Source organism: Mucilaginibacter sp. PPCGB 2223 (genome assembly GCF_001705515.1).
Lineage (GTDB): Bacteria > Bacteroidota > Bacteroidia > Sphingobacteriales > Sphingobacteriaceae > Mucilaginibacter.
In genome coordinates this window covers 579586-605365 of the sequence record NZ_MDJS01000003.1, presented here as the reverse complement: position 1 = coordinate 605365, position 25780 = coordinate 579586, and the positions used below count along the sequence as shown (strand labels likewise).

38 protein-coding genes are annotated in these 25780 nt (G+C 44.6%); 33 read left to right on the top strand and 5 right to left on the bottom strand.

The genetic code is table 11. The annotated features are described in order from the left end of the window. The first annotated feature begins 31 nt into the window (after positions 1-31). Positions 32-337 (top strand): 30S ribosomal protein S10, encoded by a 306-nt coding sequence (rpsJ, locus tag BEL04_RS17400; RefSeq protein ID WP_040627320.1) that lies wholly within the window; start codon positions 32-34, stop codon positions 335-337. Between the two features lie 74 nt (positions 338-411). Here rpsJ and BEL04_RS17395 read toward each other — a convergent pair whose 3' ends face one another. Both BEL04_RS17395 and BEL04_RS17390 read right to left on the bottom strand, forming a co-directional pair. Next, entirely contained in the window at positions 412-849 is a 438-nt protein-coding gene (locus tag BEL04_RS17395) for a hypothetical protein (protein ID WP_066006053.1), read from the bottom strand. A gap of 158 nt (positions 850-1007) precedes the next feature. After that, a complete protein-coding gene (locus BEL04_RS17390; protein ID WP_066006052.1) occupies positions 1008-1787 on the bottom strand; it encodes a DUF4199 domain-containing protein in 780 nt (259 codons plus the stop codon). 117 nt (positions 1788-1904) lie between these two features. On the opposite strand from BEL04_RS17390, the gene BEL04_RS17385 reads away from it, so the two are divergent. After that, complete coding sequence (locus BEL04_RS17385; RefSeq protein ID WP_066006051.1) at positions 1905-3161, top strand: prephenate dehydrogenase; 1257 nt, start codon at positions 1905-1907, stop codon at positions 3159-3161. Between the two features lie 36 nt (positions 3162-3197). Here BEL04_RS17385 and BEL04_RS17380 read toward each other — a convergent pair whose 3' ends face one another. From BEL04_RS17380 to BEL04_RS17370, 3 genes are all read right to left on the bottom strand, one after another. Continuing rightward, positions 3198-4532, bottom strand: coding sequence for an O-antigen ligase (locus tag BEL04_RS17380; RefSeq protein WP_066006050.1), 1335 nt, complete (start codon positions 4530-4532; stop codon positions 3198-3200). Between the two features lie 74 nt (positions 4533-4606). Then, entirely contained in the window at positions 4607-6013 is a 1407-nt protein-coding gene (locus BEL04_RS17375) for a C45 family peptidase (RefSeq protein WP_066006049.1), read from the bottom strand. Between the two features lie 11 nt (positions 6014-6024). After that, positions 6025-7893: a M1 family metallopeptidase gene (locus tag BEL04_RS17370; protein WP_066006048.1), complete on the bottom strand. Its 1869-nt coding sequence runs from the start codon at positions 7891-7893 to the stop codon at positions 6025-6027. Positions 7894-8471: 578 nt separating this feature from the next. On the opposite strand from BEL04_RS17370, the gene rplC reads away from it, so the two are divergent. The 31 genes from rplC to BEL04_RS17220 all read left to right on the top strand — a co-directional run bounded on the left by rplC (position 8472) and on the right by BEL04_RS17220 (position 25666). Continuing rightward, positions 8472-9089 (top strand): 50S ribosomal protein L3, encoded by a 618-nt coding sequence (rplC, locus tag BEL04_RS17365; RefSeq protein ID WP_066006256.1) that lies wholly within the window; start codon positions 8472-8474, stop codon positions 9087-9089. A 1-nt stretch (position 9090) separates the two neighbouring features. Then, positions 9091-9720 carry a 50S ribosomal protein L4 gene (gene rplD / locus BEL04_RS17360; protein ID WP_066006047.1) on the top strand — a complete coding sequence of 210 codons (630 nt, stop codon included), beginning with the start codon at positions 9091-9093 and terminating at the stop codon, positions 9718-9720. A gap of 2 nt (positions 9721-9722) precedes the next feature. Further along, a complete protein-coding gene (rplW, locus tag BEL04_RS17355; RefSeq protein WP_066006046.1) occupies positions 9723-10013 on the top strand; it encodes a 50S ribosomal protein L23 in 291 nt (96 codons plus the stop codon). 2 nt (positions 10014-10015) lie between these two features. Beyond that, positions 10016-10840, top strand: a complete 825-nt coding sequence (gene rplB, locus BEL04_RS17350; protein ID WP_066006045.1) for a 50S ribosomal protein L2 — start codon at positions 10016-10018, stop codon at positions 10838-10840. Beyond that, positions 10840-11106, top strand: a complete 267-nt coding sequence (gene rpsS / locus BEL04_RS17345) for a 30S ribosomal protein S19 (RefSeq protein WP_066006044.1) — start codon at positions 10840-10842, stop codon at positions 11104-11106. The genes rplB and rpsS overlap by 1 nt, the downstream gene beginning before the upstream one ends. Positions 11107-11109: 3 nt before the next feature. Next, a complete protein-coding gene (gene rplV, locus BEL04_RS17340; protein ID WP_066006043.1) occupies positions 11110-11538 on the top strand; it encodes a 50S ribosomal protein L22 in 429 nt (142 codons plus the stop codon). 6 nt (positions 11539-11544) lie between these two features. After that, positions 11545-12393 (top strand): 30S ribosomal protein S3, encoded by an 849-nt coding sequence (gene rpsC, locus BEL04_RS17335; protein WP_066006042.1) that lies wholly within the window; start codon positions 11545-11547, stop codon positions 12391-12393. Between the two features lie 52 nt (positions 12394-12445). Next, positions 12446-12865, top strand: coding sequence for a 50S ribosomal protein L16 (gene rplP, locus BEL04_RS17330; protein ID WP_066006041.1), 420 nt, complete (start codon positions 12446-12448; stop codon positions 12863-12865). A 77-nt stretch (positions 12866-12942) separates the two neighbouring features. Next, on the top strand, positions 12943-13152 hold the full coding sequence (gene rpmC, locus BEL04_RS17325) for a 50S ribosomal protein L29 (RefSeq protein WP_066006040.1): 210 nt from the start codon (positions 12943-12945) through the stop codon (positions 13150-13152). A gap of 13 nt (positions 13153-13165) precedes the next feature. After that, positions 13166-13420, top strand: a complete 255-nt coding sequence (gene rpsQ, locus BEL04_RS17320) for a 30S ribosomal protein S17 (protein WP_066006039.1) — start codon at positions 13166-13168, stop codon at positions 13418-13420. A gap of 1 nt (position 13421) precedes the next feature. Beyond that, positions 13422-13790 (top strand): 50S ribosomal protein L14, encoded by a 369-nt coding sequence (gene rplN / locus BEL04_RS17315; RefSeq protein WP_066006038.1) that lies wholly within the window; start codon positions 13422-13424, stop codon positions 13788-13790. 31 nt (positions 13791-13821) lie between these two features. Beyond that, positions 13822-14133: a 50S ribosomal protein L24 gene (gene rplX / locus BEL04_RS17310; RefSeq protein WP_175404110.1), complete on the top strand. Its 312-nt coding sequence runs from the start codon at positions 13822-13824 to the stop codon at positions 14131-14133. Then, on the top strand, positions 14133-14693 hold the full coding sequence (gene rplE / locus BEL04_RS17305; RefSeq protein ID WP_066006036.1) for a 50S ribosomal protein L5: 561 nt from the start codon (positions 14133-14135) through the stop codon (positions 14691-14693). Before rplX ends, rplE begins: the two co-directional genes overlap by 1 nt. Before the next feature lie 2 nt (positions 14694-14695). Further along, positions 14696-14965, top strand: a complete 270-nt coding sequence (gene rpsN / locus BEL04_RS17300; RefSeq protein WP_066006035.1) for a 30S ribosomal protein S14 — start codon at positions 14696-14698, stop codon at positions 14963-14965. Between the two features lie 145 nt (positions 14966-15110). Next, complete coding sequence (rpsH, locus tag BEL04_RS17295) at positions 15111-15509, top strand: 30S ribosomal protein S8 (RefSeq protein ID WP_066006034.1); 399 nt, start codon at positions 15111-15113, stop codon at positions 15507-15509. Positions 15510-15532: 23 nt separating this feature from the next. Further along, positions 15533-16090: a 50S ribosomal protein L6 gene (gene rplF / locus BEL04_RS17290; protein ID WP_066006033.1), complete on the top strand. Its 558-nt coding sequence runs from the start codon at positions 15533-15535 to the stop codon at positions 16088-16090. Between the two features lie 5 nt (positions 16091-16095). Beyond that, positions 16096-16446 carry a 50S ribosomal protein L18 gene (rplR, locus tag BEL04_RS17285; RefSeq protein WP_066006032.1) on the top strand — a complete coding sequence of 117 codons (351 nt, stop codon included), beginning with the start codon at positions 16096-16098 and terminating at the stop codon, positions 16444-16446. 12 nt (positions 16447-16458) lie between these two features. After that, positions 16459-16977, top strand: coding sequence for a 30S ribosomal protein S5 (gene rpsE, locus BEL04_RS17280; RefSeq protein WP_066006031.1), 519 nt, complete (start codon positions 16459-16461; stop codon positions 16975-16977). 6 nt (positions 16978-16983) lie between these two features. Next, entirely contained in the window at positions 16984-17163 is a 180-nt protein-coding gene (rpmD, locus tag BEL04_RS17275; protein ID WP_066006030.1) for a 50S ribosomal protein L30, read from the top strand. A 4-nt stretch (positions 17164-17167) separates the two neighbouring features. Beyond that, positions 17168-17614 carry a 50S ribosomal protein L15 gene (gene rplO / locus BEL04_RS17270; RefSeq protein ID WP_066006029.1) on the top strand — a complete coding sequence of 149 codons (447 nt, stop codon included), beginning with the start codon at positions 17168-17170 and terminating at the stop codon, positions 17612-17614. 6 nt (positions 17615-17620) lie between these two features. After that, entirely contained in the window at positions 17621-18958 is a 1338-nt protein-coding gene (gene secY / locus BEL04_RS17265; RefSeq protein ID WP_066006028.1) for a preprotein translocase subunit SecY, read from the top strand. A gap of 3 nt (positions 18959-18961) precedes the next feature. Then, the gene (map, locus tag BEL04_RS17260; RefSeq protein WP_066006027.1) at positions 18962-19744 is read left to right on the top strand and encodes a type I methionyl aminopeptidase; all 783 of its coding nucleotides are present in this window, start codon (positions 18962-18964) and stop codon (positions 19742-19744) included. A 72-nt stretch (positions 19745-19816) separates the two neighbouring features. Beyond that, positions 19817-20035, top strand: coding sequence for a translation initiation factor IF-1 (gene infA / locus BEL04_RS17255; RefSeq protein WP_008506260.1), 219 nt, complete (start codon positions 19817-19819; stop codon positions 20033-20035). A gap of 8 nt (positions 20036-20043) precedes the next feature. Then, the gene (rpmJ, locus tag BEL04_RS23880; RefSeq protein WP_008506259.1) at positions 20044-20160 is read left to right on the top strand and encodes a 50S ribosomal protein L36; all 117 of its coding nucleotides are present in this window, start codon (positions 20044-20046) and stop codon (positions 20158-20160) included. A 73-nt stretch (positions 20161-20233) separates the two neighbouring features. Beyond that, the gene (gene rpsM / locus BEL04_RS17250; RefSeq protein ID WP_066006026.1) at positions 20234-20611 is read left to right on the top strand and encodes a 30S ribosomal protein S13; all 378 of its coding nucleotides are present in this window, start codon (positions 20234-20236) and stop codon (positions 20609-20611) included. Between the two features lie 112 nt (positions 20612-20723). Continuing rightward, positions 20724-21113, top strand: coding sequence for a 30S ribosomal protein S11 (rpsK, locus tag BEL04_RS17245; RefSeq protein WP_066006025.1), 390 nt, complete (start codon positions 20724-20726; stop codon positions 21111-21113). A 68-nt stretch (positions 21114-21181) separates the two neighbouring features. Then, complete coding sequence (gene rpsD / locus BEL04_RS17240) at positions 21182-21790, top strand: 30S ribosomal protein S4 (protein WP_066006024.1); 609 nt, start codon at positions 21182-21184, stop codon at positions 21788-21790. A 182-nt stretch (positions 21791-21972) separates the two neighbouring features. After that, a complete protein-coding gene (locus BEL04_RS17235; RefSeq protein ID WP_066006023.1) occupies positions 21973-22965 on the top strand; it encodes a DNA-directed RNA polymerase subunit alpha in 993 nt (330 codons plus the stop codon). Between the two features lie 205 nt (positions 22966-23170). Then, on the top strand, positions 23171-23701 hold the full coding sequence (gene rplQ / locus BEL04_RS17230; protein ID WP_066006022.1) for a 50S ribosomal protein L17: 531 nt from the start codon (positions 23171-23173) through the stop codon (positions 23699-23701). Between the two features lie 105 nt (positions 23702-23806). Continuing rightward, positions 23807-25186, top strand: coding sequence for a S41 family peptidase (locus tag BEL04_RS17225; protein ID WP_066006021.1), 1380 nt, complete (start codon positions 23807-23809; stop codon positions 25184-25186). Between the two features lie 81 nt (positions 25187-25267). Next, complete coding sequence (locus tag BEL04_RS17220; RefSeq protein ID WP_066006020.1) at positions 25268-25666, top strand: hypothetical protein; 399 nt, start codon at positions 25268-25270, stop codon at positions 25664-25666. Positions 25667-25780: the final 114 nt, after the last annotated feature.

Genomic DNA, 25780 nt, shown 5'->3' with positions numbered 1-25780 from the left:
GGTAAATCGGTGAAATCCTAAAACAAATAACATGAGCCAACGTATCAGAATCAAATTGAAATCGTACGATTACAACCTGGTAGACAAATCTGCCGAGAAAATCGTAAAAACAGTAAAACCTACGGGTGCTGTGGTAAGCGGGCCGATCCCACTGCCGACTGAAAAGAAAATCTTCACTGTTTTGCGTTCACCGCACGTGAACAAAAAAGCACGTGAGCAATTCCAGCTATGTTCTTACAAACGTTTGTTAGACATCTACAGCTCAAACTCGAAAACAGTTGACGCGCTGATGAAACTGGAACTGCCAAGCGGTGTTGAAGTTGAGATCAAAGTGTAAGTAGCTGCGATTTTAATCAAAAATAAAAGCCTCCGAATGAGTATTCGGAGGCTTTTTTTATGTTGGTGGTGCTTCTATTTGATAAGCTCGCTGTAGGCACTGTCCAGCATTTGAATAAAAACAAAGGGTAGAATTTTTATTTGTTTTATTTCCGAAACTATTAATTTCAAGAAATCAAAAAACAATTTATTTAAAATTTCATCGCCATCTCCCCATTTTCTGAGTAGAAGTTTCCCGTTGGCGTCTTGCCATTCTGAATCGCCAAATATCATCGTATTTTCTTCCCATTCTTCAAAAGATATAAAGCCATACTCAACAAATTCAAAGTCAACACAGCTATCCATTGGAGCATCTTTCGTAATATTAAAGTGTAGTGAAACCCAACCACTCCAAGGACAACTATAGATGCCCATAACGTATGGACGATACTGTTCTTCGCTGAATTTGTCAAAAGTGGATAAAATGAAATTCTTAATATCCTCTTTATAATCCAAAAGATTTACTATTGCCATTGATTGCGAATATATTAGTTGTGTTGCTTTAGGGCGTTGCCTGCGGCCCGCGCTTTCCGCTCATACTGCACAAGGCATTAGCCACGAGGCCGGTATCCGCTGCAATCGCTAACGCAGGTAAACGGTCTTGATTCTTGCTTCTTGACTGCTGATTCTATTTACTTATTCCCCAGCAAATCATCCAGCTTATTGCGCTCGGTCTGCAACTCGCGGGCCAGTTTCTTTTCTTTATCGCTGGCTTTTACTTTGTAGGCTTTGTATTCTTCTTCAAGTTCTTCGTAAAGCTGGGTACGGTATGCGGCTTCTTTACGGGTAGCACCCGACAGCGAATAGATGGTAATGGCGGCGCCCGCCAGCACAACTACCAAACCCCACATAATGTATTGGAAAGTGGTTTTGGCTACCGGTATGCCGATGAAGCTCATCTGGTTTACCTTGCTTATCGATTCGGCCAGGCTTTGCTCTTTAGCCGCGGTACCTGCCTGCAGTCCCGCCATGGCTTTGGTCTGTTCGGCTAACTTCGCGCTCGAATCTTTCAGTGCTTTGCGGGCAGTGTTCAGCGTATCCATCAGGTTACGGTAGAAGGCGCCGACGATGCCTCTTTCGTATCCGCCAAGGTTTTTGTTCAGGGCGTTGTATTGGCCCAGAATCGTATTATCGACATAAGCGGGTTGCGCAGGCGGTAATTTTACCGGTGTTTTGGCGGTATCGGGGTGTATGGCTGTAGTAGATTGCGCTTTCAGGGTAGAGTCTCTCTTATAGTTTTTATAGTTTTTGCCCAGATGTTTGAAACCTGGCCGCGTTACCGGGTGATACTCTGATGGTACAACGATACCTTGCGGCTTTTTCACAGTATGCTTTGTAGTATCCTGTGCGAAGGTGCTAAGGCAGGTTCCGAATAATACGAGGCTGAACAACAGGCTAAATACTCTATTCATAATACCAGATATAATGGTGTATAGATCAAACTTAATACATTTAGGCTAATTTCCGATTATAAAAACCAAATATCAAATGTATCCGCAAATATCAGGCCTCATCCCTATATTAGCCGCATGAATATCGGTATCATCGGATTAGGCGATATGGGTAAGTTATACGCCAAAGCATTTGCCAAAGTTGGCTATAGTGTTTACGGCTGCGATATGCCCCAGTATAAAGACAAACTCGTAGAAGAACTAACGCCTCTCGGCATCAAGGTACTGAACGACGGGCACCAGGTTTCGGCAAAGGCCGACCTGATCATCTATTCGGTTGAGGCTGAGACGATCGTGCAGGTTGTGGCTGAGTACGGCCCATCGGCCAAACCCGGGGCTATTATTGCCGGGCAAACATCGGTAAAAACACCCGAGATCGAAGCATTTGAAAAATATCTGCCCGATGATGTATTCATTGTAACCATCCATGCCCTGCACGGCCCGGGCTTTGCTCCCGATAAGCAAAAGCTGGCCATCATCCCGCATCGCAGCAATGAAAAAGTGTACCAGCAAATGCTGGATATTTTTACAGCGATAGGATCGGACATTGTGGAGATACCCGATTACCACGAGCACGACAAGATCGTAGCCGATACACAGGCCGTTACCCACGTGGGTTTCGAAAGCATGGGCACCGCCTGGAAAGAAGCCGGTTTTTTTCCGTGGGAGAACGGCAGCTATATCGGCGGCATCGATAACGTGAAAATACTGACCACGCTGCGGATATTTAGCTATAAGGCCCACGTGTATGCCGGTTTAGCGATATTGAACCCTTATGCCCGTCAGCAGGTGAAGCGTTATGCCGTGTCGGAGTCGGAACTGTTCAAGCTGATGATACAGGAGCAGGAAACCGAGTTCAGGGAGCGCATTTACCGCGCACGCGATTTTGTTTTCCACGAAAGCCGCAAGCCCATTTTGCTGAATGATAGCGTGATGCGCGAATTCTCGCTTTCGGCCCATGCTGCCGAACGCAAGCCCAATTCACACCTAAGCTTATTGAGCATGGTTGATGCCTGGTACCATTTAGGCGTAAACCCGTATGATAACCTCATCTGCCAAACGCCGCCATTCCGCCTGCGCTTAGGTATAGCCGAGTACCTGTTCAAAAACGATGAACTGTTAGAGGAATCAATCAAAGCAGCGCTGTACGATAAATCCATCCGCGGTGATGATCTGGAGTTTCATTCGGCCGTGCGCGAATGGTCGTCTATCATCGGTTATGGCGATATGAAAGGTTATAAGGAGCACTTTAACCAGGTGAAGGAGTTTTTTGGCGACAGGCTGGAGCAGGGCAGAGTGCAAAGTGCCGAGTTGATCAGGAGGTTGATGGAGTAAAACCCAGAATTTGAAATAAGCAGATGGTTCAGGAACCTATTTATGTAAAACTTTTTCCTGAACTTTCACCTTCTGCAAACAAACCACAGCCAGCGCCAAAAACACCCATAAATGCCTGAAATTGAAAATGTCTGTCTCTATAGCGTCGATCAGGAAGGTGATATAGATCAGGAACAGACCAAGTATAAAGTCGCTTTTTAGCAAGTCCGCGCGTTTGGTAAATAGCCTGAAAATATAAATGAAAATAGCCAGCAGGGCGATAAAGGCAAACAAACCGTCCTCAACCAATGCGCCCATGTAAGTACAATGCGGATCGAGGTTAGAGAATTTTTCGGGGAAGAGGCCACGATTTTTATACTTCTGCACTTCCAGATTAAAATTGCCGGTGCCTACGCCAAAGAGCAGGTGTTTGGGGAACAAGTCTATTTCGGTGCGTTTCAGGGTGAGATAATCTGTCTCTAACAGATCGTACCCGGCTATCTGTGCTACTACTTTGTTCGAGGTGAAATAAGTTGGCAATACTTTCTTCTCTTCGTCTGATCCTGTTTTTACAATGATAACATGGGTGAAGGTCACAATCGAGAGAATGAAAATAACCGCTGCTGCGATGAATGTTCCTTTATTGAGATGGCCCACCCACTTTAATGCAAAAATTACCAGGCCAAGGGTAATCAATAGTATCGACTTCGATAGTGTCAATGCAGTGCAGATCAACAGCAATACTAAACCGATGGCCACCAGGTTCTTTACTTTGCTGGTTTTATAAACCGCGACCAGGTACAATACCGGCAAAGTAATAATACTGATGAACAGGGAAGGGTAGATGTTGAAGCTGCGTAACCTGTACAAACGACCGAAGTAGGGATAATGATCAAAAAACATTAAGGTTTCTGTTGGCCGGCCGATGGTAATCATCAGGTAACCGTAGGCGGCAATCAGGGCAGTAAGCACAGCACCAAGAAAAAATATGCGTGTAATTTTTTCGATAAGGTCGTCGGTATCGAGTAAACTGAAACGGTAGCTTAATATCGAAAACAGCACGCCGAGGTATACGCGGCCAAAACTTTCCATTATCGAGCTTGAACGGTGGCTTAATGCCGAACTTGTGAGATCAAAAGCGAGATAGATCACTATCAGTCTGATCAGCATTGCATTTTCGCGCCATTGATATTGCCACACCTCTTTATAAGGTATAAAAGGGATAGTGAGCAAAAACAAAATCTCGGTAGGCTGAACCTTGTAACCAAAATGCCTGAAATAGGTGAGATGAGTAAAAAAGGTAGTGATGATGAGCAGGAAACAGCATACGCTGAAAATGTTCTGCCGGGTAGTTTGGCGGTTATCCCAGCCAAGAGTGTTCAATAAAGTCATGTAATAAGGGCAATAGCTGCCGTAAATATAAAAATCATACGGCAGCTATGGAGGTAAATTGAAGTTGAACAGGATTATTTTTCAGTAGCTGAGAAAACAGTCCACGGATATGCCTTCATATCGTGCAGAAACTTACCCTGGTAAGCAAATTGCGGATGAGCCTTGAAAAAAGGCGCAGCCAGGAAATCCTGCCCGTCGGGGTGACCCATATGCGCCCACAAGGTCATCTTTTTGGCCATTTCGCTGGTAGTGACTTTGCTTTGTACTGCTCCCATCGGGAAGTATGGCGGCTCGTCCCACTCGGCGCAGCCAAATTTATCCTCATCCACATGGCCGCTAATTACACAGCGGTTGTTAGCGGTTTTGTTTTGCAGGGCATCGAACCGGTCACCTTCAATAACTTTTGCATTTTCTGCATCAAGTTTACCCTTGTTCTGATCAATGAGCTGCTGCATACGCACTTTACGCGCATTGGGCGATGAGGTTTTCAGGTCGGTTTTAAAAGTTGTTTCCTCTTTGATCAGTTTCGGATCGCTGGGGAAGTTACTGCCGATAATGGCCGTATCCTTCGATCGCCATACCCGCCAGTCCTTTAAACCGAGCTCCAGCTTAGCAACTTCGTTGGTTTTGGTATCGCCTATGAGCCAGTCGTTAGCGTAGCCGCCGTTGTTATCAGTGGTCATGATGCGGATCACATCGTCGATATTATTGCTGTACTGTGCAGCTTTGCGGGCGCGTACAAACTCGGGCGTTTTGGTGGTATCAAAACCTTTAAACTGGGTGATTGTGGTTTCGGTGATCAAAATGCCGCTGCTGGTTTCTAAAAAATCGTCGCCGCTATGGATAAATCCCGGCAGGCAGTCCATCAAAATATGGCTGCCTTTTTCGGGTTTAATGTCGGCTATCACATTCCAGCGCTCACCAATGATGTAATCCGTCCAGTTGTTATGGCTCATTACTATCTTGTGATCTTTGGTATAGCTGCCCGTAGCAATAAATGCGCTGCAATTGCCCGGGGCTTTGTTATCGCCGCTGCCAGGTTTTAGTTTGTCCATCAATTGCGGTACATAGTAGCTCGATAGCTCAATGTAAGCGTTCAGTGCAGTGATATCCAGGGTATCGTACTTCATGCCTTTAGCTTGTAAGCCTTCGGCGATGCCCCTGATCTCCGCCTGGTATTCAGGGTCGACTTTCTTCCATAAAAAGCGCGCAGATGCCGAACGGTAAAAATCCCAATCCTTTTTGCTGCTGTAAGGCAGGTAATACTTCATCACCTTGATCAGGGTATCAATTTCGGGCGCCAGCAGGTAGCCATGCTGATAACCAATATCGGCCGGCGAGCCCTGAAGGTGCACGTATATCCAGCCGTTTTTTAGGCTCCGGCCGGAGCCTGCAAGCCTGTCGTGCCCGGCAGGTTTTTGTTTGCAGCTTGCCGCGACAATGGCGGTTGATACCACTAAAAGTAATTGAAGCTTTTTCATTGCGATTGGGTTTATTGAGCTATCCAGGCATTGTCTTTTTCGTTGGCATCCATATAAATGCCGGTTTCCAGTGTTAAAGATTTAAGGGCCTTGGTTGCCTTGACGGTAATGGTTGTTTGCTTTTGATCTTTCTCCCAAACCATTGGTGTTTGGTGGAAGCGTTCGGTACTGCCATCGGCATAGGTAGCAACCACATCAAAAGGTATGGCAAAGCCGCCGATGTTTTTGATGCTGAGCAGGTAGCCTTGTTTTGCCGGTTCGGCTTTATCAAGCGCGATGTCGATATAGCTTGGCGTATAGAACCAGTTATAAAAGAACCAGGTCAGGTCCTTACCGCTGCCGGTGCTCATCGAGTTAAAATAATCCCATGGGATAGGGTGCTTGCCATGCCAGTTATCCATATAAGTATGCAGTGCTTTTTTGAACAAATCATCACCAAGCATATCCTTTAAGGCCAGGTAGCTCATGGATGGCTTGCCGTAAGCGTTATCGCCGCCCCCGCCTGCACGGGTAACATCAGGCGAAGGGGTGATAACCGGTTGTTCTTTGTCGTGATTAGCATGTATCCAGCGGGTAACCCGGAACGACTTGTAAAAATTGTCGGCAGCTTTTTGACCCTTTTCGGTTATACCTATCAGGTACTCTAATGTTGTCGCCCATCCCTCATCCATAAAGGCGTAACGGCTTTCGTTAATACCCATGTAGAAAGGAAAGTAAGTGTGGGCCTGTTCATGGTCCTGCACCAGTTCGGCAAAAACCAGGTCTTTTTCGTGGCTGTCGTTCACCATCATCGGGTATTCCATATCTGCAAAACCTTGTACCGCGGTGCTTTTTGGGAAAGGGTATTGCACACCCGGCCAGTTACGCGAAAACCAGCCCAATGCATAGCGGCTGAACTGTACCGAATGGTGAAAATCCTGCGAAGAGTCGGGGAAGGCAGCCTGTACGCTAACCCGGTACCCGGTTTTATCGTTCACCGAAACGCTGGCAGCATCCCAGTTATAATTATCGCTGATGGCGGTGGCAACGTCGGTAATATTGGTCGAGGTAAATGTCCAGGTATTGGTCGCATTCTGGGCGGTGACGGTTTTATCGGCCAGGTCCTGCGCGGCGGCTACGTGGACGGTCGAATCGCCTTTTAACGATGCTTCATAACGCTTCAATGCCGCGGGCTGTAAAACCTGTTTGGCATTGCGCAGGTCGCCGGTGGCCCATACAATAAAGTTTTTAGGTACGGTTACGTTAAGGGTATAGTCGTTAAAGTCATTATAAAACTCCAGGCCGCCGGTATGCGGCTGCGTATCCCATCCCCTGTAATCATCATATACCGATACCCTTGGGTAAAAGTAAGCCAAATAAAAAGTGCTGGGGTTGATGGCACCATCTCTGCCGCGGCCACGTGACAGTTGATAGTGCCAGCTGATGTTGAGCTTTACCGAATCGTGCGGCATCAGGGGCTTGGGCAGGTCGATCATCTGGTTGGTGGTGGTATCGGCGTTGTTGTCCCAGGCTACGTTGGCGCCGTTGGCTTTAAACTCATCGATGCTGATACCCTGTGCAGGGTCGCCCGCGCGCCCGCGCAGGCCTGCGCGGTGTACGTTTACAATGAGTTTCATGTTCAGCTGTTTTAGCACATCCGGACTGTTATTGAAATAGGTTATGGTTTCCACACCTTTAATTGTCCTGTCGGGCGGGGCGGCGCTGATGGATATCACGTACCGGCCATGGTTTTCCCAGTATTTTTTACCGGGTTTACCGCTTTTGGCACGGGTATCGTTATCATAAGCTTTTTGTACTTCGGGTGGGAGCGAGAGCGTTTGAGCACTGGTTATAGCCGAACCCAATAGCAGGGCAGCTACCATTAAGATAGATTTGTTCATCAGTTAACGTATTTTAAGGCAAGATAGGAAAAAGTCTGGAGTTAGTCCGAAAGTCCGGAAAGTCCGCAAGTCCGAAAGATGGGAAGAAGAATGTACTTCGAACCCCGAAAGTCCGCGTTAGGGACAGAAGCGGATACCGGCCCTGTGGCTAATGCCTGTGCAGTATAAGCGTATGGCCCGGCCGCAGGCAACACCCAAATAAGCAATATCTAAAATAGTTTTAAACACTTATTGCCAAAAAATGGATACTACCCTTTCATCTCAAAGCTAAATCGTAATCCGAAATATTCGGTGTATCTATTTAAACCATATGCCACCGTTATAAAACTGATTATAGTCAATCAAAATAATATACATCACAGGTTTACCTGCTGATAAATAGAATATTAGCTTTTCCATCGTTCGTTCTTATCCGCTTTTTACTTCTCCCATTTACTTTTATAATAAATCTCAAAAAAATAAACTACTAACTATTTGATAATTAATATAACATTCCTATCTTTGCCGTCCCTTTCGGGGGATTTACAAATGCCTTGAACGAAGCCCTACTGCTTCGATGGGCAAAAACTAAAAAGAAAATGTCAGGAATAATTGGTAAAAAGGTAGGTATGACCAGTATATTCGACGAGACAGGGAAAAATATCCCATGTACTGTGATCGAAGCTGGTCCATGTGTAGTAACACATGTGAAGTCTGTGGATACAGACGGTTACGCTGCTGTTCAGTTAGCGTACGGTGAACAAAAAGACAAACACACCTCGGCCCCGTTAAAAGGCCACTTCCAAAAAGCCGGCACTACTCCAAAACGTAAACTTGTTGAGTTCAAATCGTTTGAAGAACAAAAAAATCTGGGTGACACCGTTACCGTGGATATTTTTGAAACAGGTGATTATGTTGACGTAGTGGGTACCTCAAAAGGTAAAGGCTTTCAGGGTGTTGTTAAACGTCATGGTTTTAATGGTGTGGGTATGCAAACTCACGGCCAGCACAACCGCCTGAGGGCCCCCGGTTCGTTAGGTGCTTCATCGTGGCCTTCGCGCGTATTTAAGGGTATGCGTATGGCCGGCCACACTGGTAGCGACCGTGTTAAGGTTCAAAACTTACAGGTTGTTAAAGTGTATCCGGAGCAAAATTTGTTGGTTGTTAAGGGTTCCATCCCAGGAGCTAAGGGTTCATTCGTAATTGTGGATAAATAAGATGGAAGTTAAAGTATTAAATGTATCAGGTAAAGAAACAGGTGCAAGTTTGCATCTACCTGAGTCGGTATTTGGTATTGAGCCCAACGATCACGCAATTTACTTAGACGTTAAGCAATATTTGGCTAACCAGCGTCAAGGGACTCACAAAGCGAAACAACGCAACGAGATTGCAGGTTCGACCCGCAAATTATATAAACAAAAAGGTACAGGCGGCGCCCGTGCAGGTAGCATTAAATCTCCTTTGTTTAACGGTGGTGGCCGTGTATTTGGCCCGCAACCGCGCGACTATAGCTTTAAGCTGAACAAAAAGCTGAAAGCGCTTGCCCGTAAATCGGCTTTATCATACAAAGCAAAAGATAACAGCATCGTAGTTTTGGAAGACTTCAACTTTGAAGCCGTAAAAACTAAAAGCTATATCAAATTCGTTGCTGATCTGAACTTAACTAACGAAAAAACTTTGTTAGTACTGCCATCGGCAAACGACAATATTTATTTATCAAGCAGGAATCTGAAAAAAGCGAAAGTGATCACCGCTGATCAGTTAAACACTTACGATGTGTTGAACGCTGGCAAGCTGTTATTAACTACCGGTTCTGTTAAAACTTTGGAGGAGGCATTTGCCAAGTAATCATGGAAGTATTAAAGAAACCCTTACTTACTGAAAAAGTATCTATCCTAACCGATAAGCTTAACCGTTACTCTTTTATCGTTGATCCGAGAGCTAACAAAATTCAGATCGCCGATGCCATCAAAGCTATGTATGGTATCGAAGTTGTAGCTGTTAACACCATGCGCTACGTTGGAAAGTTAAAAAGCCGTAATACGAAAGCCGGACCGGTATCGGGCCGCGCCGCTAAGTACAAAAAGGCTATCGTAACTTTGAAAGATGGTGAAACTATTGACTTTTATAGCACGATATAAAGATGGCAGTTAAAAGATTTAAACCGGTAACCCCGGGTACCCGTTTCAGGGTAGGCGCCGATTACTCGGATGTGACGACCAACGTTCCCGAAAAGACGTTGGTGGTATCGCACAAACGCAGCGGTGGCCGTAACCACGATGGTAAGATGACCATGCGCTATATTGGCGGCGGTCACAAAAAATCGTACAGGCTGATCGATTTCAAACGCAACAAGTTTGATATCCCGGCTACTGTAGCGACGATCGAATACGATCCAAACCGTTCGGCACGTATTGCCCTGTTGCACTACGCCGATGGTGAAAAAAGATATATGATAGCACCTGAAGGCTTAACCGTAGGCCAGGTTGTTTTATCGGGTGAAGCAGTTGCCCCTGAAGTAGGCAACACTTTACCGTTGAAAAGCATTCCGCTGGGTTCTATCATCAACAACATCGAATTGAACCCTGGCCAGGGTGGTATCATTGCCCGTTCGGCAGGTACTTATGCCCAGCTTTCGGCTCGCGATGGTAAATACGCGATCATTAAATTGCCTTCAGGCGAAACCCGTATGATCCTGGCAACCTGCCTGGCTACTATCGGTACAGTTTCAAATGGCGACAAAGCTAATGAAGTGTTAGGTAAAGCCGGCCGCAAACGCTGGTTGGGCCGTCGCCCTCGCGTTCGTGGTGTAGCAATGAACCCGGTAGATCACCCTATGGGTGGTGGCGAAGGCCGTGCTTCGGGTGGTCACCCACGCTCACGTAAAGGTTTATTAGCTAAAGGCTACAAAACCCGCGACAAGAAGAAAACATCAGATCGTTATATCATTGAAAGAAGGAAGAAATAATGGCACGTTCAATTAAAAAAGGACCATATATTGATCATAACCTGGAAAGAAAAGTTCTGACCCTGAATGATTCAAACAAAAAGTCGGTAGTAAAAACCTGGTCGCGCCGTTCAATGATCTCTCCTGATTTCGTTGGTCATACGTTCGCGGTACACAACGGTAACAAGTTTATCCCTGTGTATGTAACAGAAAACATGGTTGGCCACAAGCTGGGAGAGTTTGCGCCAACCCGTACATTCCGTGGTCACGCAGAAAAGAAAAAATAAGGCATGGAAGCAACAACTAAAATCAAAAAGTCTGTATTGATCAGACAGCAGAAAGAAGCAGCAAAAGCTGTTGTAGGCGGCGCTTCTATCGCTAAATTACAGGACTGCCCGACCTCTCCGCGCAAAATGCGCCTGGTGGTTGACCTGATCCGCGGCGAAAACGTTTTTAAAGCGTTAAGCATCTTAAAATTTACAAATAAAGAAGCGGCTATCCGCGTTGAGAAACTTTTGGTTTCGGCTATCACCAACTGGGAAGCTAAAAACGAAGGTGTGAAAGCAGAAGATGCAGGCCTGTTTGTAAAAGAAGTATCTGTAGGCGGTGGCCGTCAGTTAAAAAGATTACGCCCCGCTCCGCAAGGAAGAGGTTACCGTATCCGTAAACGTTCAAACCACGTTACGATAATTGTTGATAGTAAAAACGCAAATAACTAATTTGAAATGGGACAGAAAGCACATCCAATAGGAAACCGTTTAGGAATCATCAGAGGCTGGGATTCAAACTGGTTCGGTGGCAACAACTACTCCGACAAATTAGTTGAGGACGAAAAAATCCGCAAATATCTTTCGGCTCGTATCGCTAAAGGCGGCGTATCGAAAGTAGTTATCGAGCGTACTTTAAAACGCATCACCGTAACCATTCACACTGCCCGTCCGGGTATCGTGATCGGTAAAGGTGGCCAGGAAGTTGATAAAATTAAAGAAGAGTTGAAAAAACTGACTAAAAAGGACGTTCAGATCAACATCTTCGAAATCAAACGCCCTGAGCTCGACGCACAGTTAGTTGCCGAAGGTATCGCAAAACAATTGGAAGCACGTATCTCGTTTCGCCGTGCCATGAAAACTTCAATAGCTTCGACCATGCGTATGGGTGCCGAAGGTATCAAAGTAATGACATCCGGCCGTTTAGGCGGTGCTGAGATGGCGCGTAGCGAGCAATATAAAGAAGGCCGTATCCCATTGCACACTTTCCGTGCCGATATCGACTATGCTTTAGGCGAAGCTTTAACTACCTATGGTAAAATAGGTGTGAAGGTTTGGATCTGCAAAGGCGAAGTTTACGGCAAACGCGACTTATCACCAAACATTGGTGCAGCAAGCAGCGCAAGCGGTAAAGGTGGACGCCCTGAAGGAGCAGCATCATTCGGTGATCGTGGCGGCGACCGCGGCGACCGTCGTGGTGGTGGTGACCGCAGAGGTGGTAACGATCGCAGAGGTGGTGGTAACAACCGTCCGGGCGGCAACAACCGCGGTGGCCAGGGTGGTAACCGCCCAGGTGGAAAGAGATAAGATAACAGAAATTACAAAGTCGACGAGACATCGTTTATAAGAATTAAAGACAATGCTACAGCCAAAAAGAACGAAGTTCAGAAAGATGCAAAAAGGCAGGATGAAAGGTTTAGCCACCCGTGGTGCTGAACTTTCATTCGGATCTTTCGGTATAAAATCACTCGAAGCAGCCTGGATCACCAGCCGCCAGATCGAGTCGGCCCGTATCGCTGTAACACGTTACATGAAACGTGAAGGCCAGGTGTGGATCCGTATTTTCCCGGATAAACCTGTAACCAAAAAACCAGCAGAGGTGCGTATGGGTAAAGGTAAAGGTGCGCCAGAGTACTGGGTGGCAGTAGTTCGCCCCGGAAGGATCATCTTCGAAGCAGAGGGCGTACCACTGGAGATCGCCAAAGAAGCTTTACGCCTTGCCGCTCAAAAATTACCGGTACAAACAAAATTTATCACACGTAGGGATTACGTAGAATAGTAAACAGGTTAGCAGATGGCTTTGCCTCTTAAACGCAGGATAACGCAAAGTACAGGCAACGAATAATTAACAAGAAAATGAAGAACTCAGAAATTTTAGAGCTATCAACTGAAGAACTTGCTGCAAGGATAGCGGAAGAAAAAGGGAACCTCAATAAACTGAAATTCGCTCACGCGGTTTCGGCTATCGAGAACCCAAGCCGTATCACCAAAGTGAGGAAAGATATTGCTCGTTTAAATACTGAATTAACTAAGCGCAAAGCGGCGCCTGCTTCTGAAAAGAATTAATTTTTAGAAAAAAATGGAAAGAAATTTGAGAAAAACCCGTACCGGATTGGTAGTCAGCAATAAGATGCAGAAATCTATTGTTGTAGCGGTTGAGCGTAAAGTGAAGCACCCTATCTATGGTAAATTCGTAAAGAAAACCACCAAATTTATGGCTCACGACGAGGAAAACACTTGCGGCATCGGCGATACCGTGTTGATCATGGAAACCCGCCCACTGAGCAAAAGCAAAAATTGGAGATTGGTTACAATTTTAGAAAGGGCTAAATAACATGGTACAACAGGAATCAAGATTGAACGTAGCCGACAATAGCGGAGCTAAAGAAGTTTTAGTGATCCGTGTATTGGGCGGCACAGGCAAAAGATATGCCTCTATCGGCGACAAAATTGTTGTAACCGTAAAAAGCGCTTTGCCATCAGGTAACATTAAAAAGGGTACAGTTTCTAAAGCCGTAGTGGTTAGAACTAAAAAAGAGATCCGCCGTAAAGACGGTTCTTACATCCGCTTTGACGATAACGCAGCCGTGTTGCTGAACAACCAGGACGAACCACGTGGTACACGTATCTTTGGCCCGGTTGCAAGGGAGTTGCGTGAGAAACAATTCATGAAAATTGTATCATTAGCACCGGAGGTATTGTAACATGGAAAGAAAATCGAATAAACAGCCTAAACTGAAGATCAAAAAAGGTGATACCGTAAAAGTTATCGCCGGCGACTCAAAAGGCAAAGAAGGTAAAATATTAGAAGTGTTGGCCTCGGCAAACCGCGTAGTGGTTGAAGGCGCTAACATGGTATCAAAACATACAAAACCTAATGCTACCAGCCCTAACGGCGGTATCATCAAGCAGGAAGCAGCTTTACACATCTCTAACGTGATGTTGATCGACCCGAAATCGGGTAAACCAACCCGTGTTGGCCGTATTAAAAACGCTGCAGGTAAACTGGTTAGGGTTGCAAAAATATCAGGGGAGGAAATTAAATAATGGCTTACGTACCAAGATTAAAATCGAAATACAAAGAGGAAATCCGTACCGCACTGAAAGATAAATTTCAGTACAAAAGCGTTATGCAGGTTCCGAAACTGGAAAAAATCGCGATCAACCAGGGTGTTGGCGCTGCAACTACCGATAAAAAACTGATCGATGTTGCCATCAACGAATTATCGACCATCACTGGTCAGCAAGCTGTAGCTTCGAAATCGAAAAAAGATATCTCGAACTTCAAATTACGTAAAAACATGCCTGTTGGTGTGCGCGTTACTTTACGCGATAACAACATGTACGAGTTTTTAGATCGTTTAATTGCCGTTGCATTGCCACGTATCCGCGATTTCAAAGGTATTAACGATAAAGGTTTTGACGGTCACGGTAATTATACTTTGGGTATAACCGAGCAGATCATTTTCCCTGAGATAAATATTGACAAGATCAATAAAATTATGGGTATGGATATTACCTTTGTAACCTCAGCAAAAAATGATGTTGAAGCTTTAGAGTTGCTGAAACAATTTGGTTTACCATTTAAAAATCAAACAAACAATTAACGATGGCTAAAGAAGGTGTAAAAGCACGCGAATTGAAACGTGCTAAGTTAGTAGCTAAATATGCTGAGAAAAGAGCAGCCCTTAAAGCAGCCGGTGATTATATCGCGTTAGATAAATTGCCTAAAGCAGCATCGCCGGTAAAACTGCACAACCGTTGCAAATTAACAGGCCGCCCTCGTGGTTATATGCGCCAGTTTGGTATTTCGCGTGTTACATTCCGCGAAATGGCTTTGGCCGGCAAGATCCCGGGAGTAAAGAAAGCGAGCTGGTAAGATAAATAGTCAAGAGTCGTTGGTCTTGAGTTCTGAGTCAAATCAGACTCAAGACTAACGACTTTAGACTCAAGACTAAGAATTAACCGATGGCAGGTCGTCCGGGATGTTACCGGAAGGAAACCACCATCACAGATCAATAAAAATGAATACAGATCCAATAGCAGATTACCTCACCAGGGTAAGAAATGCCATTAAAGCCAACCATAGGGTTGTGGAGATCCCTGCATCGAACCTGAAAAAAGAGATCACGAAAGTGCTTTTCGACAAAGGTTACATTGCAAATTTCAAATTTGAGGATAACGGTCCGCAAGGCACTATCAAAGTAGCTTTGAAGTACCATCCGATCACCAAGATATCTGCAATACGCAGTGTATCACGTGTGAGCAAGCCAGGTTTGCGTAAATACGCAGGCGCTGATAACATGCCGCGTGTATTAAATGGTTTAGGTATCGCCATTTTGTCGACTTCGAAAGGTGTAATGACCGATAAAGAAGCTCGCGCACAAAATGTAGGCGGCGAAGTTTTATGTTACGTTTATTAATCAAACATAAGGAGAACTAAGAAATGTCAAGAGTAGGAAAAGCACCAATAGCAATCCCGGCAGGCGTTACAGTTACCGTGTCTGATAATAACACCGTAACGGTAAAAGGCCCTAAAGGCGAATTGAGCCAATTAGTTGATAGCGATATCACTATTGCACAGGAAGAAGGAAACATCGTTGTAAAACGCCCTTCGGAGCAAAAGCGTCACAAAGCATTACACGGCTTATACCGTGCATTGCTCAATAATATGGTTGTAGGTGTAACCACAGGTTACAAGCTCGAGCAGGAGCTGGTAGGTGTAGGTTACCGTGCAACAAACACAGGCAATACGTTAGACCTGGTGTTGGGTTACTCTCACCACTATGTATTTGAGTTGCCAAAAGAGATTAAAGTTTCAACTACTGCTGAGAAGGGTAAAAACCCGACCATCATTCTGGAGTCGATCGATAAACAACTGATTGGCCAGGTAGCAGCGAAGATTCGCTCGTTACGTGCACCGGAGCCTTACAAAGGTAAAGGTATCAAGTTTGTTGGCGAGGTATTGAGAAGAAAAGCAGGTAAATCAGCATCTAAAAAATAATCGTCATGACAGGTAAATTATCAAGAAGAGATAGAATCAAAAAAGGGATCAGGAAACGCCTGACAGGTTCTACCGAGCGTCCGCGCTTGTCAGTGTACAGGAGCAATAAAGGTATTTATGCTCAAATTATAGATGATGTTCAGGGCAAAACCTTAGTATCGGCTTCATCGGCATCAAAAGAGTTTGCTACCAAAGGCAATAAATCAGATCAATCGGTAGCGGTTGGTAAGCTGATTGCTGAGAAAGCTATCGCAGCCGGTATCAAAGATGTAGTGTTCGATCGTAACGGTTACCTGTACCATGGCCGAGTTAAATCGTTAGCCGATGGTGCACGTGAAGGTGGTTTAAATTTTTAATTACAACAAGAGATGTCAACTATTAACATAAAAAGAGTAAAATCAAGCGAGATCGAATTAAAAGACCGTTTGGTAAGCATCCAGCGTGTAGCCAAAGTAACCAAAGGTGGCCGTACCTTCAGCTTTTCTGCCATTGTGGTAGTAGGCGATGAGCATGGCATAGTAGGTTACGGTTTAGGAAAAGCTAAAGAGGTTACCGAAGCGATTGCAAAAGGTATAGATGATGCTAAAAAGAACCTGGTAAAAGTTCCGATCATCAACAACACTATCCCTCACGAGCAGATCGGTAAATTTTCGGGTGGTTTCGTATTCCTGAAACCAGCCGCAAACGGTACCGGTGTAATTGCCGGCGGCGCGATGCGTGCTGTATTGGAGAGTGCCGGTATACACAATGTATTGGCAAAATCAAAAGGTTCGTCAAACCCGCACAACGTGGTTAAGGCAACGGTATCGGCCCTGTCGCAAATGCGCGATGCTTATACTGTGGCTCAGCAACGCGGAGTTAGTTTAGGTAAAGTATTTAACGGATAATCAGTCATGGCAAAAATCAAAATAACCCAGATTAAAAGCGTGATCGATAGAAGTGAGCGCCAGAAAAAAACCATCGAAGCATTAGGTTTAAAGAAAATAAATCATAGTGTTGAAGTTGAAGCAAATGCAGCTATCATCGGCATGGTTAGAAAAGTAAATCATTTGGTAGCAGTAGAAAACATTTAATGTTATGAATTTAAGTAATCTGAAACCTGCAGAAGGTTCTACTAAAAATAGAAAAAGAATTGGCCGTGGTACCGGTTCGGGCCGTGGCGGAACTTCAACCCGTGGTCATAAAGGTGCGGGCTCACGTTCGGGTACTTCAACCAAAATTGGTTTTGAAGGCGGACAGATGCCGTTACAGCGCCGGGTACCTAAGGTAGGCTTTAAAAATCCTAACCGTGTTGAATATGTAAGTGTTAACCTCGATGCTTTGCAAAGCCTGGTCGACGAGCACAAAGTTTCGGTTGTAAACTTTGATACTTTGAAAGAACATGGTTTGGTATCGCGTAACGACCTGGTTAAGATCCTGGGTCGTGGCGAACTGAAAGCCAAATTAGAGGTAACAGCACATGCATTTTCGGCCACTGCGCAAAAAGCTATTGAAGCAGCAGGCGGTTCAATTGTTAAGTTATAAACTTCGATGAAGAAATTTTTCACCACATTATCGAATATCTGGAAGATTGAAGATTTAAGAGTGCGTATAACCAACACATTCTTATTTCTTTTAATATACCGTATAGGCTCATTTATCGTGTTGCCGGGTGTTGACCCTTCGACACTTGACTCCCAGAAAACCAAGGAAGGTTTGATGGGATTGTTGAATATGTTTGCCGGCGGATCATTCGGCCGTCAATCAATTTTTGCGTTAGGTGTAATGCCTTATATTTCGGCATCTATCGTGGTGCAATTATTGGGTATTGCAGTGCCTTACTTTCAGAAATTGCAAAAAGAGGGTGAAAGCGGCCGTAACAAGCTTAACCAGTGGACCCGCTATTTAACTATAGGCATTACTGCTTTGCAGGCTATAGGTTATGTAAAATCGCAGGTTTCTGCACGGTTGATCGGCGAGCCATACTTTACTATTTTATCGGTATTCGTGTTAACGGCAGGCACATTATTTGTAATGTGGCTTGGCGAAAAGATCACTGATAAAGGTATTGGTAACGGTATATCGCTTATTATCATGGTGGGTATCATCGCCCAATTGCCTGGTGCTTTAAGCAACGAGTTTTTAACACGGATCAACGGTTCGGGTGGTTTGTTCATCTTCATCGTGGAGTTAGTGGCCTTAATTGTTGTGGTAATGTTTACCATCCTGATTGTACAGGGGACGCGTAAGATCGCGGTACAATATGCCAAACGTATCGTAGGTAATAAACAATACGGCGGCGTCCGTCAGTATATTCCGTTAAAGGTAAATGCTGCGGGTGTAATGCCTATCATTTTTGCCCAGGCACTGATGTTTATACCGGCTACGATATCACAATTTTTCCCTTCGATAGCATCGAGCAGCGTATTAATTGCACTGTCTGATTATACTTCGTGGGGCCATAACCTGTTGTTTGCGGTATTGATCATTGTATTTACGTTTTTCTACACAGCTATTACGGTTAATCCAAACCAGATGGCCGATGATATGAAAAAGAACAATGGTTTTATACCGGGTATCAAACCAGGTAAAGCTACCGCCGAGTTTATTGATGGAGTAATATCAAGGATCACCCTGCCGGGTTCAATCTTCCTGGCTATCATTGCTATCATACCGGCAATCGTGACACTGGCAGGTGTAAACAACCAGTTTGCTCGCTTTTTCGGCGGTACCTCGCTTATCATTTTGGTGGGTGTAGTGTTGGATACTTTACAGCAAATTGAAAGCCACCTGTTAATGCGCCATTACGATGGTTTGATGAAAACAGGCAGGATACAGGGAAGAACAGCCGTTCCGACAGCATCAGGTACAACGCCATCGGCAATATAAGTAATGTCGAAGATCAATTATAAATCTGCTGAAGAGATAGAACTGATCAGAGAGAGTTCGTTACTTGTTTCCAAAACACTTGGAGAGATCGCTAAGGTCATCCGGCCAGGCATCCAGACAATCGAATTAAATAAACTTGCGGAGACGTTCATTCGTGATAACAAGGGCGTCCCCGCATTTTTAAATTATAACGGTTTCCCGTATTCACTTTGTATTTCGTTAAACAATCAGGTAGTACACGGTTTCCCCGGCAAATATGAATTGCAGGAAGGCGACCTGGTATCGGTTGATTGCGGCGTGGTACTGAACAAGTACTATGGCGACTCTGCTTATACTTTCCCGATGGGCGAAGTGGGCGAAACCGCTGCTAAACTGATGCAGGTAACCAAAGAATGTTTGGTACTGGGTATCGAAAAGGCAGTTGTGGGAATGCGCGTTGGCGATATCGGTTACGCGGTACAGGAACATGCGGAAAAGAACGGCTTCGGTGTTGTGAAAGAGCTGGTAGGCCACGGGGTGGGCACCAAGCTGCATGAAAAGCCGGAAGTGCCAAATTATGGTAAACGCGGATCGGGTATCAAACTGGAAGAGGGGATGGTAATCGCCATTGAACCGATGATCAACGCAGGACGTGCCGGCGTAAGGTTTTGGGATGACGGCTGGACAGTATCGACCATTGATGGTAAAGTATCAGCTCATTACGAACATACTGTCGCGGTAAGCAAAGGCAAAGCCGATATACTTTCCACCTTTTCGTATATCGAAGAAGTTTTAAATAAAAAATAGTTTTAATTAAAAATATTTGTTAATTTTGCATCCCGCTTTTAGGGCGGATAATTGTATAGAAATCAGTAATATATGGCCAAACAGGCTTCAATTGAGCAAGACGGTACAATAAAGGAGGCATTATCAAATGCAATGTTCAGGGTCGAACTGGAGAACGGCCATGAAATTATTGCGCATATTTCGGGTAAAATGCGTATGCATTATATCAAAATATTACCTGGCGACAGGGTGAAACTGGAGATGAGCCCTTACGATTTAACAAAAGGCAGAATAACGTACAGATATAAATAACCAAAGAGATGAAAGTTAGAGCATCAATAAAAAAACGTAGCGCTGATTGCAAGATCATCCGTCGTAAAGGGAAACTTTATGTGATCAACAAAAAGAACCCTAAATACAAACAACGTCAGGGATAATTAAAGGAAGAATCGTAATGATCCGTACAACGGTGGCCCGCCGTTCGGTCTTACTTGAAAACAAACAACAAATATGGCAAGGATAGCAGGTATTGATTTACCAAAAAACAAACGCGGAGAGATCGGACTAACGTACATCTACGGTATCGGTCGTACAAAATCTCAGCAAATTTTAGCTGAAGCAGGTATCGACTTCAATACTAAAGTACAAGACTGGACCGATGAGCAATTAACCGCCATCCGTACAATCATCAACGATAAAGTAAAAGTTGAAGGTGCTCTACGCTCTGAAGTACAACTGAACATTAAACGTTTAATGGATATCGGTTGTTACCGTGGTACCCGTCACCGTAAAGGTTTACCGTTACGTGGCCAGCGTACCAAGAACAACTCACGTACCCGTAAAGGCAAACGTAAAACAGTTGCTAACAAAAAGAAAGTAACTAAATAATAATTGATAGGTAAGGCGTAAGCCTGTATCTGGAACAATAGATAGAAACAAGATAAGAGTGCCGGGATAACAGTTGTCTCAAGTCTCCTATCTAAAATCTCAAAAAAAGAAAATGGCTAAAACTAAAAAAGTAACCAAAAAGCGTATTGTAGTTATTGAGCCTGTTGGCGAAGCGCATATCAATGCTACTTTCAACAACATCATCATTACCTTAACCAACAAAAACGGTCAGGCTATATCATGGTCTTCGGCTGGTAAAATGGGTTTCAAAGGTTCGAAAAAGAACACTCCGTATGCTGCAGGCCAGGCGGCTTCTGATTGCGCCAAAGTAGCTTATGATTTAGGCTTACGCAAAGTAGAAGTTTTTGTTAAAGGCCCGGGTGCCGGTCGCGAGTCGGCTATCCGTACTTTGCAAACTGCCGGTATCGAGGTAACTACCATTAAGGACATCACCCCGCTGCCACACAATGGTTGCCGTCCGTCAAAACGTAGAAGAGTTTAATTAATTATAATTTTTAAAGCTAAGAGTCGCAGGCTGCGGGCCTGTTGATACTTTAAAAAAACACAAAAATGGCAAGATATACAGGTCCAAAATCCAGAATTGCACGCCGTTTCAGAGAGCCGATCTTCGGTCCTGATAAAGCGTTAGAGCGTAAAAACTATGCACCGGGTATGCACGGTGCTTCGAAAAGAAGAGGTAAACAATCTGAGTACTCAACTCAGTTGATGGAGAAACAAAAGGTAAAATACACTTACGGTGTATTAGAGCGTCAGTTCGAAAATCTGTTTCACCGTGCTTCGGCTAAAGAAGGCATTACCGGCGAAAACTTATTGAAGTTTTTAGAAGCCCGTTTAGATAATGCAGTTTACCGTTTAGGTATCGCTCCAACCCGCTCGGGTGCACGCCAGCTGGTTGGCCACAAACATATTACTGTTAACGGCGAAGTGGTAAACATTGCATCGTATACATTAAAACCAGGCGATGTTGTTGCAGTTCGCGAAAAATCAAAATCGCTTGAAGCGATCTCGAACTCGGTAGCCGGCCGCAAAATAAATAAACACAGCTGGTTGCAGTGGGATGCAGCAAGCTTAACCGGTACATTCCTTAACTACCCTAACCGCGACGAGATCCCGGAAAACATTAAGGAAAACCTGATCGTCGAGTTGTACTCGAAATAAGATATGAGATTTTAGATATGAGATTTGAGACGGAAGTCAAAATCTCATATCTCATTTTATCATTTCACATAAAAGAGAAAAAAAGGTTTTAGATAGCAGGACAGAGAGCGAGAGAAAAAGTCTCATATCTCATATCTCACATCTCAAATCTATTAACAAGCAAACATAAACAAGGATAATAAATGGCAATATTAGCATTTCAAAAACCTGATAAGGTTATCATGCAGAAATCAACTGATTTTGATGGTACGTTTGAATTCCGTCCGTTAGAGCCAGGTTTCGGTATAACCATTGGTAATGCTTTACGTCGTATCTTACTTTCATCACTGGAAGGTTATGCGATTACTTCTGTTCGTTTTTCGGGAGTAACTCATGAGTTTTCGACCATCAAAGGTGTGGTTGAAGATGTTACCGAGATCATATTGAACCTGAAACAGGTACGTATGAAAAAAACCGGCGAGTCGGGCGATTCTGAAAAGATATTCGTGATCATCAACGGCCAGGATAGCTTTACTGCCGGCGATATCACCAAGTTTTCGAACAACTTTACCGTATTGAACCCTGAGCTGGTTATCTGCAACATGGATTCGTCGGTTACGCTTGAAATTGAACTGACTGTTGGCAAAGGCCGCGGTTATGTTGCAAGCGAAGAAAATAAAAATCCGGACGCTATGTTAGGTGTTATCGCGATCGACTCGATCTATACGCCTATCAAAAACGTAAAATACACGATCGAAAACTACCGCGTTGAGCAAAAAACCGACTATGAGAAATTAGTACTGGATATTGCTACCGACGGTTCGATCCACCCGGAAGACGCTTTGAAAGAAGCAGCCAAGATCCTGATCCAACACTTCATGCTGTTCAGCGATGAGAACATGATGTTAGAGGCGCAGGCTAAAGAAGAAACCAAAGAGGTTGACGAAGAGATCCTGCACATGCGCAAGATCCTGAAAACCGAACTGGTTGACCTTGACCTTTCGGTACGTGCGTTAAACTGCTTGAAAGCAGCCGATATCCGCAGCCTGGCCGACCTGGTATCGTACGACGTGGCTGATATGTTAAAGTTCAGAAACTTCGGTAAAAAATCGCTGACTGAGATACAGGACCTGGTGAAATCAAAAGGCTTATCTTTTGGTATGAACCTGTCGAAATTTAAGTTAGACGAGGAATAAGATATTAGATGTGAGATGTTAGATAGGAGATTTTTCTCGGTCAAACATCTCACATTTTTATTTAAAGCAAACGGGTAAGCGGGAGAAGAGGCCTCGAATCTCAAATCTCAATACTCAAATCTAATAATTAATTAACCAGGCATAATTCCGAGGGCTTGACGAAACCGCCGCCCAACGGTATGCACGTGCCACAAACAACAAAACAATGAGACACGGAAAAAAAGTAAACCATTTAGGCCGTACCGACAGTCACCGTAAAGCCTTAATGGCGAACATGGCATCATCGCTTATCCTGCACAAGCGTATCCAAACAACATTAGCTAAAGCAAAAGCTTTACGTATGTATGTTGAGCCAATCTTAACCAAAGCTAAAAACGATACTACGCACTCACGTCGTACAGCGTTTAGCTATCTGCAAGACAAAGAAGTTGTAACTATCCTGTTCCGCGAAGTAGCTGAAAAAATCGCTAACCGTCCGGGTGGTTATACCCGTATCGTTAAGTTAGAAAACCGTTTAGGTGATAACGCTGAAATGGCGATCATCGAGTTGGTTGACTACAACACTGTTTACGGTAAAGACACTGAGCAAGCAACTAAAAAATCAACCCGTCGTCGTGGTTCGGGCAAAGGTAAAACTGTAGCTGTTGAAGCTAAAGCTGAGCCAGCTGTTGAAGTTAAAGAAGAAGCGCCTGAGGCACCTGCTGCTGACGAAGCCGCTGAAGAAAAAGCTGAATAAGCTACACTTCGATTCAAATATTAAAAGCCCTGCCCGCAAAACGAGCAGGGCTTTTTTTATAAAGTACTGCAACCTTTACAAAAAGATATCGTCTCTAATAGCAGAATGAAAAACCTACTGTTAATTGCCGTAATAATTACCGCACTATTCGCATCCGCACAGGCACAGGACTCTGTTAAGTTTTTGCGCAAGCAGGTTGCCGATGACGCTCATTTTTTGATTAGTAATGCCGCAGACATCCACCCAAACCTGTATCACGATGTTTCGCCTGAAGTATTGTCCCGTAAAACGGATTCGCTGCTCAAAGCATTGCCCGATACCGTGCCGTCGTTAATGGCATACAAAACCTTTTTGCAGATCACAGCTTTTATTGGCGAGGGCCATACCAGCGTAAACACACCGGCTTTTGTACGATCGCAGTTTAGAAGCGGGCGGCTAAAGTATGTTCCGCTGCTGATTACAGATTTTAATAATAACCGGTTTGAAGCTAATGTGATAGGAAAAGGTAAAGAGTTAGAGAATATAAAAGTTACCGCGATAAACGGCATCCCATCACAAACTTTGTTTAGTCAGATGATGCAGTTGAAAGGGGGCCTGGCATCATTCAAAAAAGTGATAGCTATTAAGAGTTTCCCCTTGCTTGCGGCAGTGCTTGGTTTGCATGCGCCTTATCTGATTGAATATACAGACAAGGATAATCATCAAATGAATATACAACTTAACGGAGTTACTTCGCCCGAATACGTGGCCGCCATGTCGGCCGGCGCGGCTAACCCGGCTCCTTACACATTTACAGTGCTTAAAGAAGGGTATGGTTATCTGAATTTCAGATCGATGGAAAAGCGCGACCGCTTTGAGAAATTTGCCGATTCGGTATTTAAAGCGATAGATGACCAGAAGATTGATAAATTGGTGGTTGATCTGCGCGAGAATAGCGGCGGAGACTCGAGCCTGGGCGACTACCTGTTGGGTTATCTTACCCGCACCCCTTATCGTATGGCCGGCGGTTCTGAACTTAAGGTAAGCCAGCAATTTAAAACACAGATGAAAACTCCCGGGTTAAATTACTCCAAACCCGAGAGGTATTTTTCGATGGACAACGGTACCTTCTTAAAGTTTGGCCCCAATGATATGCGTAAACCCGATGGCCGCAAATATCAATATAAAGGTAAGGTTTGTTTCCTCACGGGCCCGTTCACTTTTTCGAGCGCCAACATGCTGGCATCAACAGTGAAAGACTATAAGCTGGCTACCCTGATAGGCGAGCCTGTCGGCGAACCGGCCAACGACTATGGTGAGCTATGCAACATCAGCCTGCCTAACACCGGCTTCCTGGCATTTACGTCGACCACGTTGTGGATACGCCCCAATGGTAATACCAACGACAGCGCACCTGTAGCGCCTGATTATCTGGTTAAAGCAAAAAGCGGGGCAGGGGACAATGTACTCCAATATTCGCTGGACTGGCTCGACGGTAAGAAATAGCCGCACCGTTTAAGCGTGCTTTTGCTAAGGATTGTCATAAAAACGCAATAGCGCATATTAAATGCGGTTTTTTTTACGTTGATGAATATATTTGTAACAATGGGCATCAAAACGGGCATGGCTTTCTTATTTATCGCGCTATTTTTAATGGCACGTGTGCAGCCTGCTATGCCCTCATTTAAAGCACTTTCGGGTGCTACTCACCAACTTATCAGCCATGATCTTCCGTTTTTTGCCTGCTCCGATCAGCACGGTTCTGATCAGGATACCGGGGATGACGTGAATGATGATAAAGACAACGCCGATAAGGACATCGAAAAAGACTTCAGCAAATCTTTTATCGACTACCATAACATAATGCCCGATAACCACATGGCTGCGATTTACGAGAGCAATGCAGTAAAGGCATTGTTTCACCATTACCGCCCCGGTAAGGTGCGCGATCATGTGAACGAGGTTTTCCGTCCACCGCTCGTTTAAAAATATCAATCTTTTTTTTGCAGACCACCGTTCGGCATTTTCGGCTGAACCACGATCTGTCATCCCGGTCATTTTACCGATCAGGGAGTAATTAGTTCATGTTTACCCTTTCGC

Coding starts and splice junctions, on each gene's coding strand:
- rpsS (WP_066006044.1), top strand. CDS start 10,840: ATGGCACGTTCAATTAAAAAAGGACCATATATTGATCATAACCTGGAA.
- BEL04_RS17385 (WP_066006051.1), top strand. CDS start 1,905: ATGAATATCGGTATCATCGGATTAGGCGATATGGGTAAGTTATACGCC.
- rpsE (WP_066006031.1), top strand. CDS start 16,459: ATGTCAACTATTAACATAAAAAGAGTAAAATCAAGCGAGATCGAATTA.
- rplC (WP_066006256.1), top strand. CDS start 8,472: ATGTCAGGAATAATTGGTAAAAAGGTAGGTATGACCAGTATATTCGAC.
- rplR (WP_066006032.1), top strand. CDS start 16,096: ATGACAGGTAAATTATCAAGAAGAGATAGAATCAAAAAAGGGATCAGG.
- rplD (WP_066006047.1), top strand. CDS start 9,091: ATGGAAGTTAAAGTATTAAATGTATCAGGTAAAGAAACAGGTGCAAGT.
- rpsD (WP_066006024.1), top strand. CDS start 21,182: ATGGCAAGATATACAGGTCCAAAATCCAGAATTGCACGCCGTTTCAGA.
- rpsH (WP_066006034.1), top strand. CDS start 15,111: ATGAATACAGATCCAATAGCAGATTACCTCACCAGGGTAAGAAATGCC.
- BEL04_RS17380 (WP_066006050.1), bottom strand. CDS start 4,532: ATGACTTTATTGAACACTCTTGGCTGGGATAACCGCCAAACTACCCGG.
- rpsM (WP_066006026.1), top strand. CDS start 20,234: ATGGCAAGGATAGCAGGTATTGATTTACCAAAAAACAAACGCGGAGAG.
- rpmC (WP_066006040.1), top strand. CDS start 12,943: ATGAAGAACTCAGAAATTTTAGAGCTATCAACTGAAGAACTTGCTGCA.
- BEL04_RS17390 (WP_066006052.1), bottom strand. CDS start 1,787: ATGAATAGAGTATTTAGCCTGTTGTTCAGCCTCGTATTATTCGGAACC.
- rpmJ (WP_008506259.1), top strand. CDS start 20,044: ATGAAAGTTAGAGCATCAATAAAAAAACGTAGCGCTGATTGCAAGATC.
- rpsN (WP_066006035.1), top strand. CDS start 14,696: ATGGCTAAAGAAGGTGTAAAAGCACGCGAATTGAAACGTGCTAAGTTA.
- rpsQ (WP_066006039.1), top strand. CDS start 13,166: ATGGAAAGAAATTTGAGAAAAACCCGTACCGGATTGGTAGTCAGCAAT.
- rplQ (WP_066006022.1), top strand. CDS start 23,171: ATGAGACACGGAAAAAAAGTAAACCATTTAGGCCGTACCGACAGTCAC.
- rpmD (WP_066006030.1), top strand. CDS start 16,984: ATGGCAAAAATCAAAATAACCCAGATTAAAAGCGTGATCGATAGAAGT.
- secY (WP_066006028.1), top strand. CDS start 17,621: ATGAAGAAATTTTTCACCACATTATCGAATATCTGGAAGATTGAAGAT.
- BEL04_RS17235 (WP_066006023.1), top strand. CDS start 21,973: ATGGCAATATTAGCATTTCAAAAACCTGATAAGGTTATCATGCAGAAA.
- rplO (WP_066006029.1), top strand. CDS start 17,168: ATGAATTTAAGTAATCTGAAACCTGCAGAAGGTTCTACTAAAAATAGA.
- rplW (WP_066006046.1), top strand. CDS start 9,723: ATGGAAGTATTAAAGAAACCCTTACTTACTGAAAAAGTATCTATCCTA.
- rplP (WP_066006041.1), top strand. CDS start 12,446: ATGCTACAGCCAAAAAGAACGAAGTTCAGAAAGATGCAAAAAGGCAGG.
- rpsK (WP_066006025.1), top strand. CDS start 20,724: ATGGCTAAAACTAAAAAAGTAACCAAAAAGCGTATTGTAGTTATTGAG.
- rplE (WP_066006036.1), top strand. CDS start 14,133: ATGGCTTACGTACCAAGATTAAAATCGAAATACAAAGAGGAAATCCGT.
- BEL04_RS17225 (WP_066006021.1), top strand. CDS start 23,807: ATGAAAAACCTACTGTTAATTGCCGTAATAATTACCGCACTATTCGCA.
- rplN (WP_066006038.1), top strand. CDS start 13,422: ATGGTACAACAGGAATCAAGATTGAACGTAGCCGACAATAGCGGAGCT.
- rplB (WP_066006045.1), top strand. CDS start 10,016: ATGGCAGTTAAAAGATTTAAACCGGTAACCCCGGGTACCCGTTTCAGG.
- rpsC (WP_066006042.1), top strand. CDS start 11,545: ATGGGACAGAAAGCACATCCAATAGGAAACCGTTTAGGAATCATCAGA.
- BEL04_RS17370 (WP_066006048.1), bottom strand. CDS start 7,893: ATGAACAAATCTATCTTAATGGTAGCTGCCCTGCTATTGGGTTCGGCT.
- BEL04_RS17220 (WP_066006020.1), top strand. CDS start 25,268: ATGAATATATTTGTAACAATGGGCATCAAAACGGGCATGGCTTTCTTA.
- rplV (WP_066006043.1), top strand. CDS start 11,110: ATGGAAGCAACAACTAAAATCAAAAAGTCTGTATTGATCAGACAGCAG.
- rpsJ (WP_040627320.1), top strand. CDS start 32: ATGAGCCAACGTATCAGAATCAAATTGAAATCGTACGATTACAACCTG.
- rplF (WP_066006033.1), top strand. CDS start 15,533: ATGTCAAGAGTAGGAAAAGCACCAATAGCAATCCCGGCAGGCGTTACA.
- map (WP_066006027.1), top strand. CDS start 18,962: ATGTCGAAGATCAATTATAAATCTGCTGAAGAGATAGAACTGATCAGA.
- infA (WP_008506260.1), top strand. CDS start 19,817: ATGGCCAAACAGGCTTCAATTGAGCAAGACGGTACAATAAAGGAGGCA.
- BEL04_RS17375 (WP_066006049.1), bottom strand. CDS start 6,013: ATGAAAAAGCTTCAATTACTTTTAGTGGTATCAACCGCCATTGTCGCG.
- BEL04_RS17395 (WP_066006053.1), bottom strand. CDS start 849: ATGGCAATAGTAAATCTTTTGGATTATAAAGAGGATATTAAGAATTTC.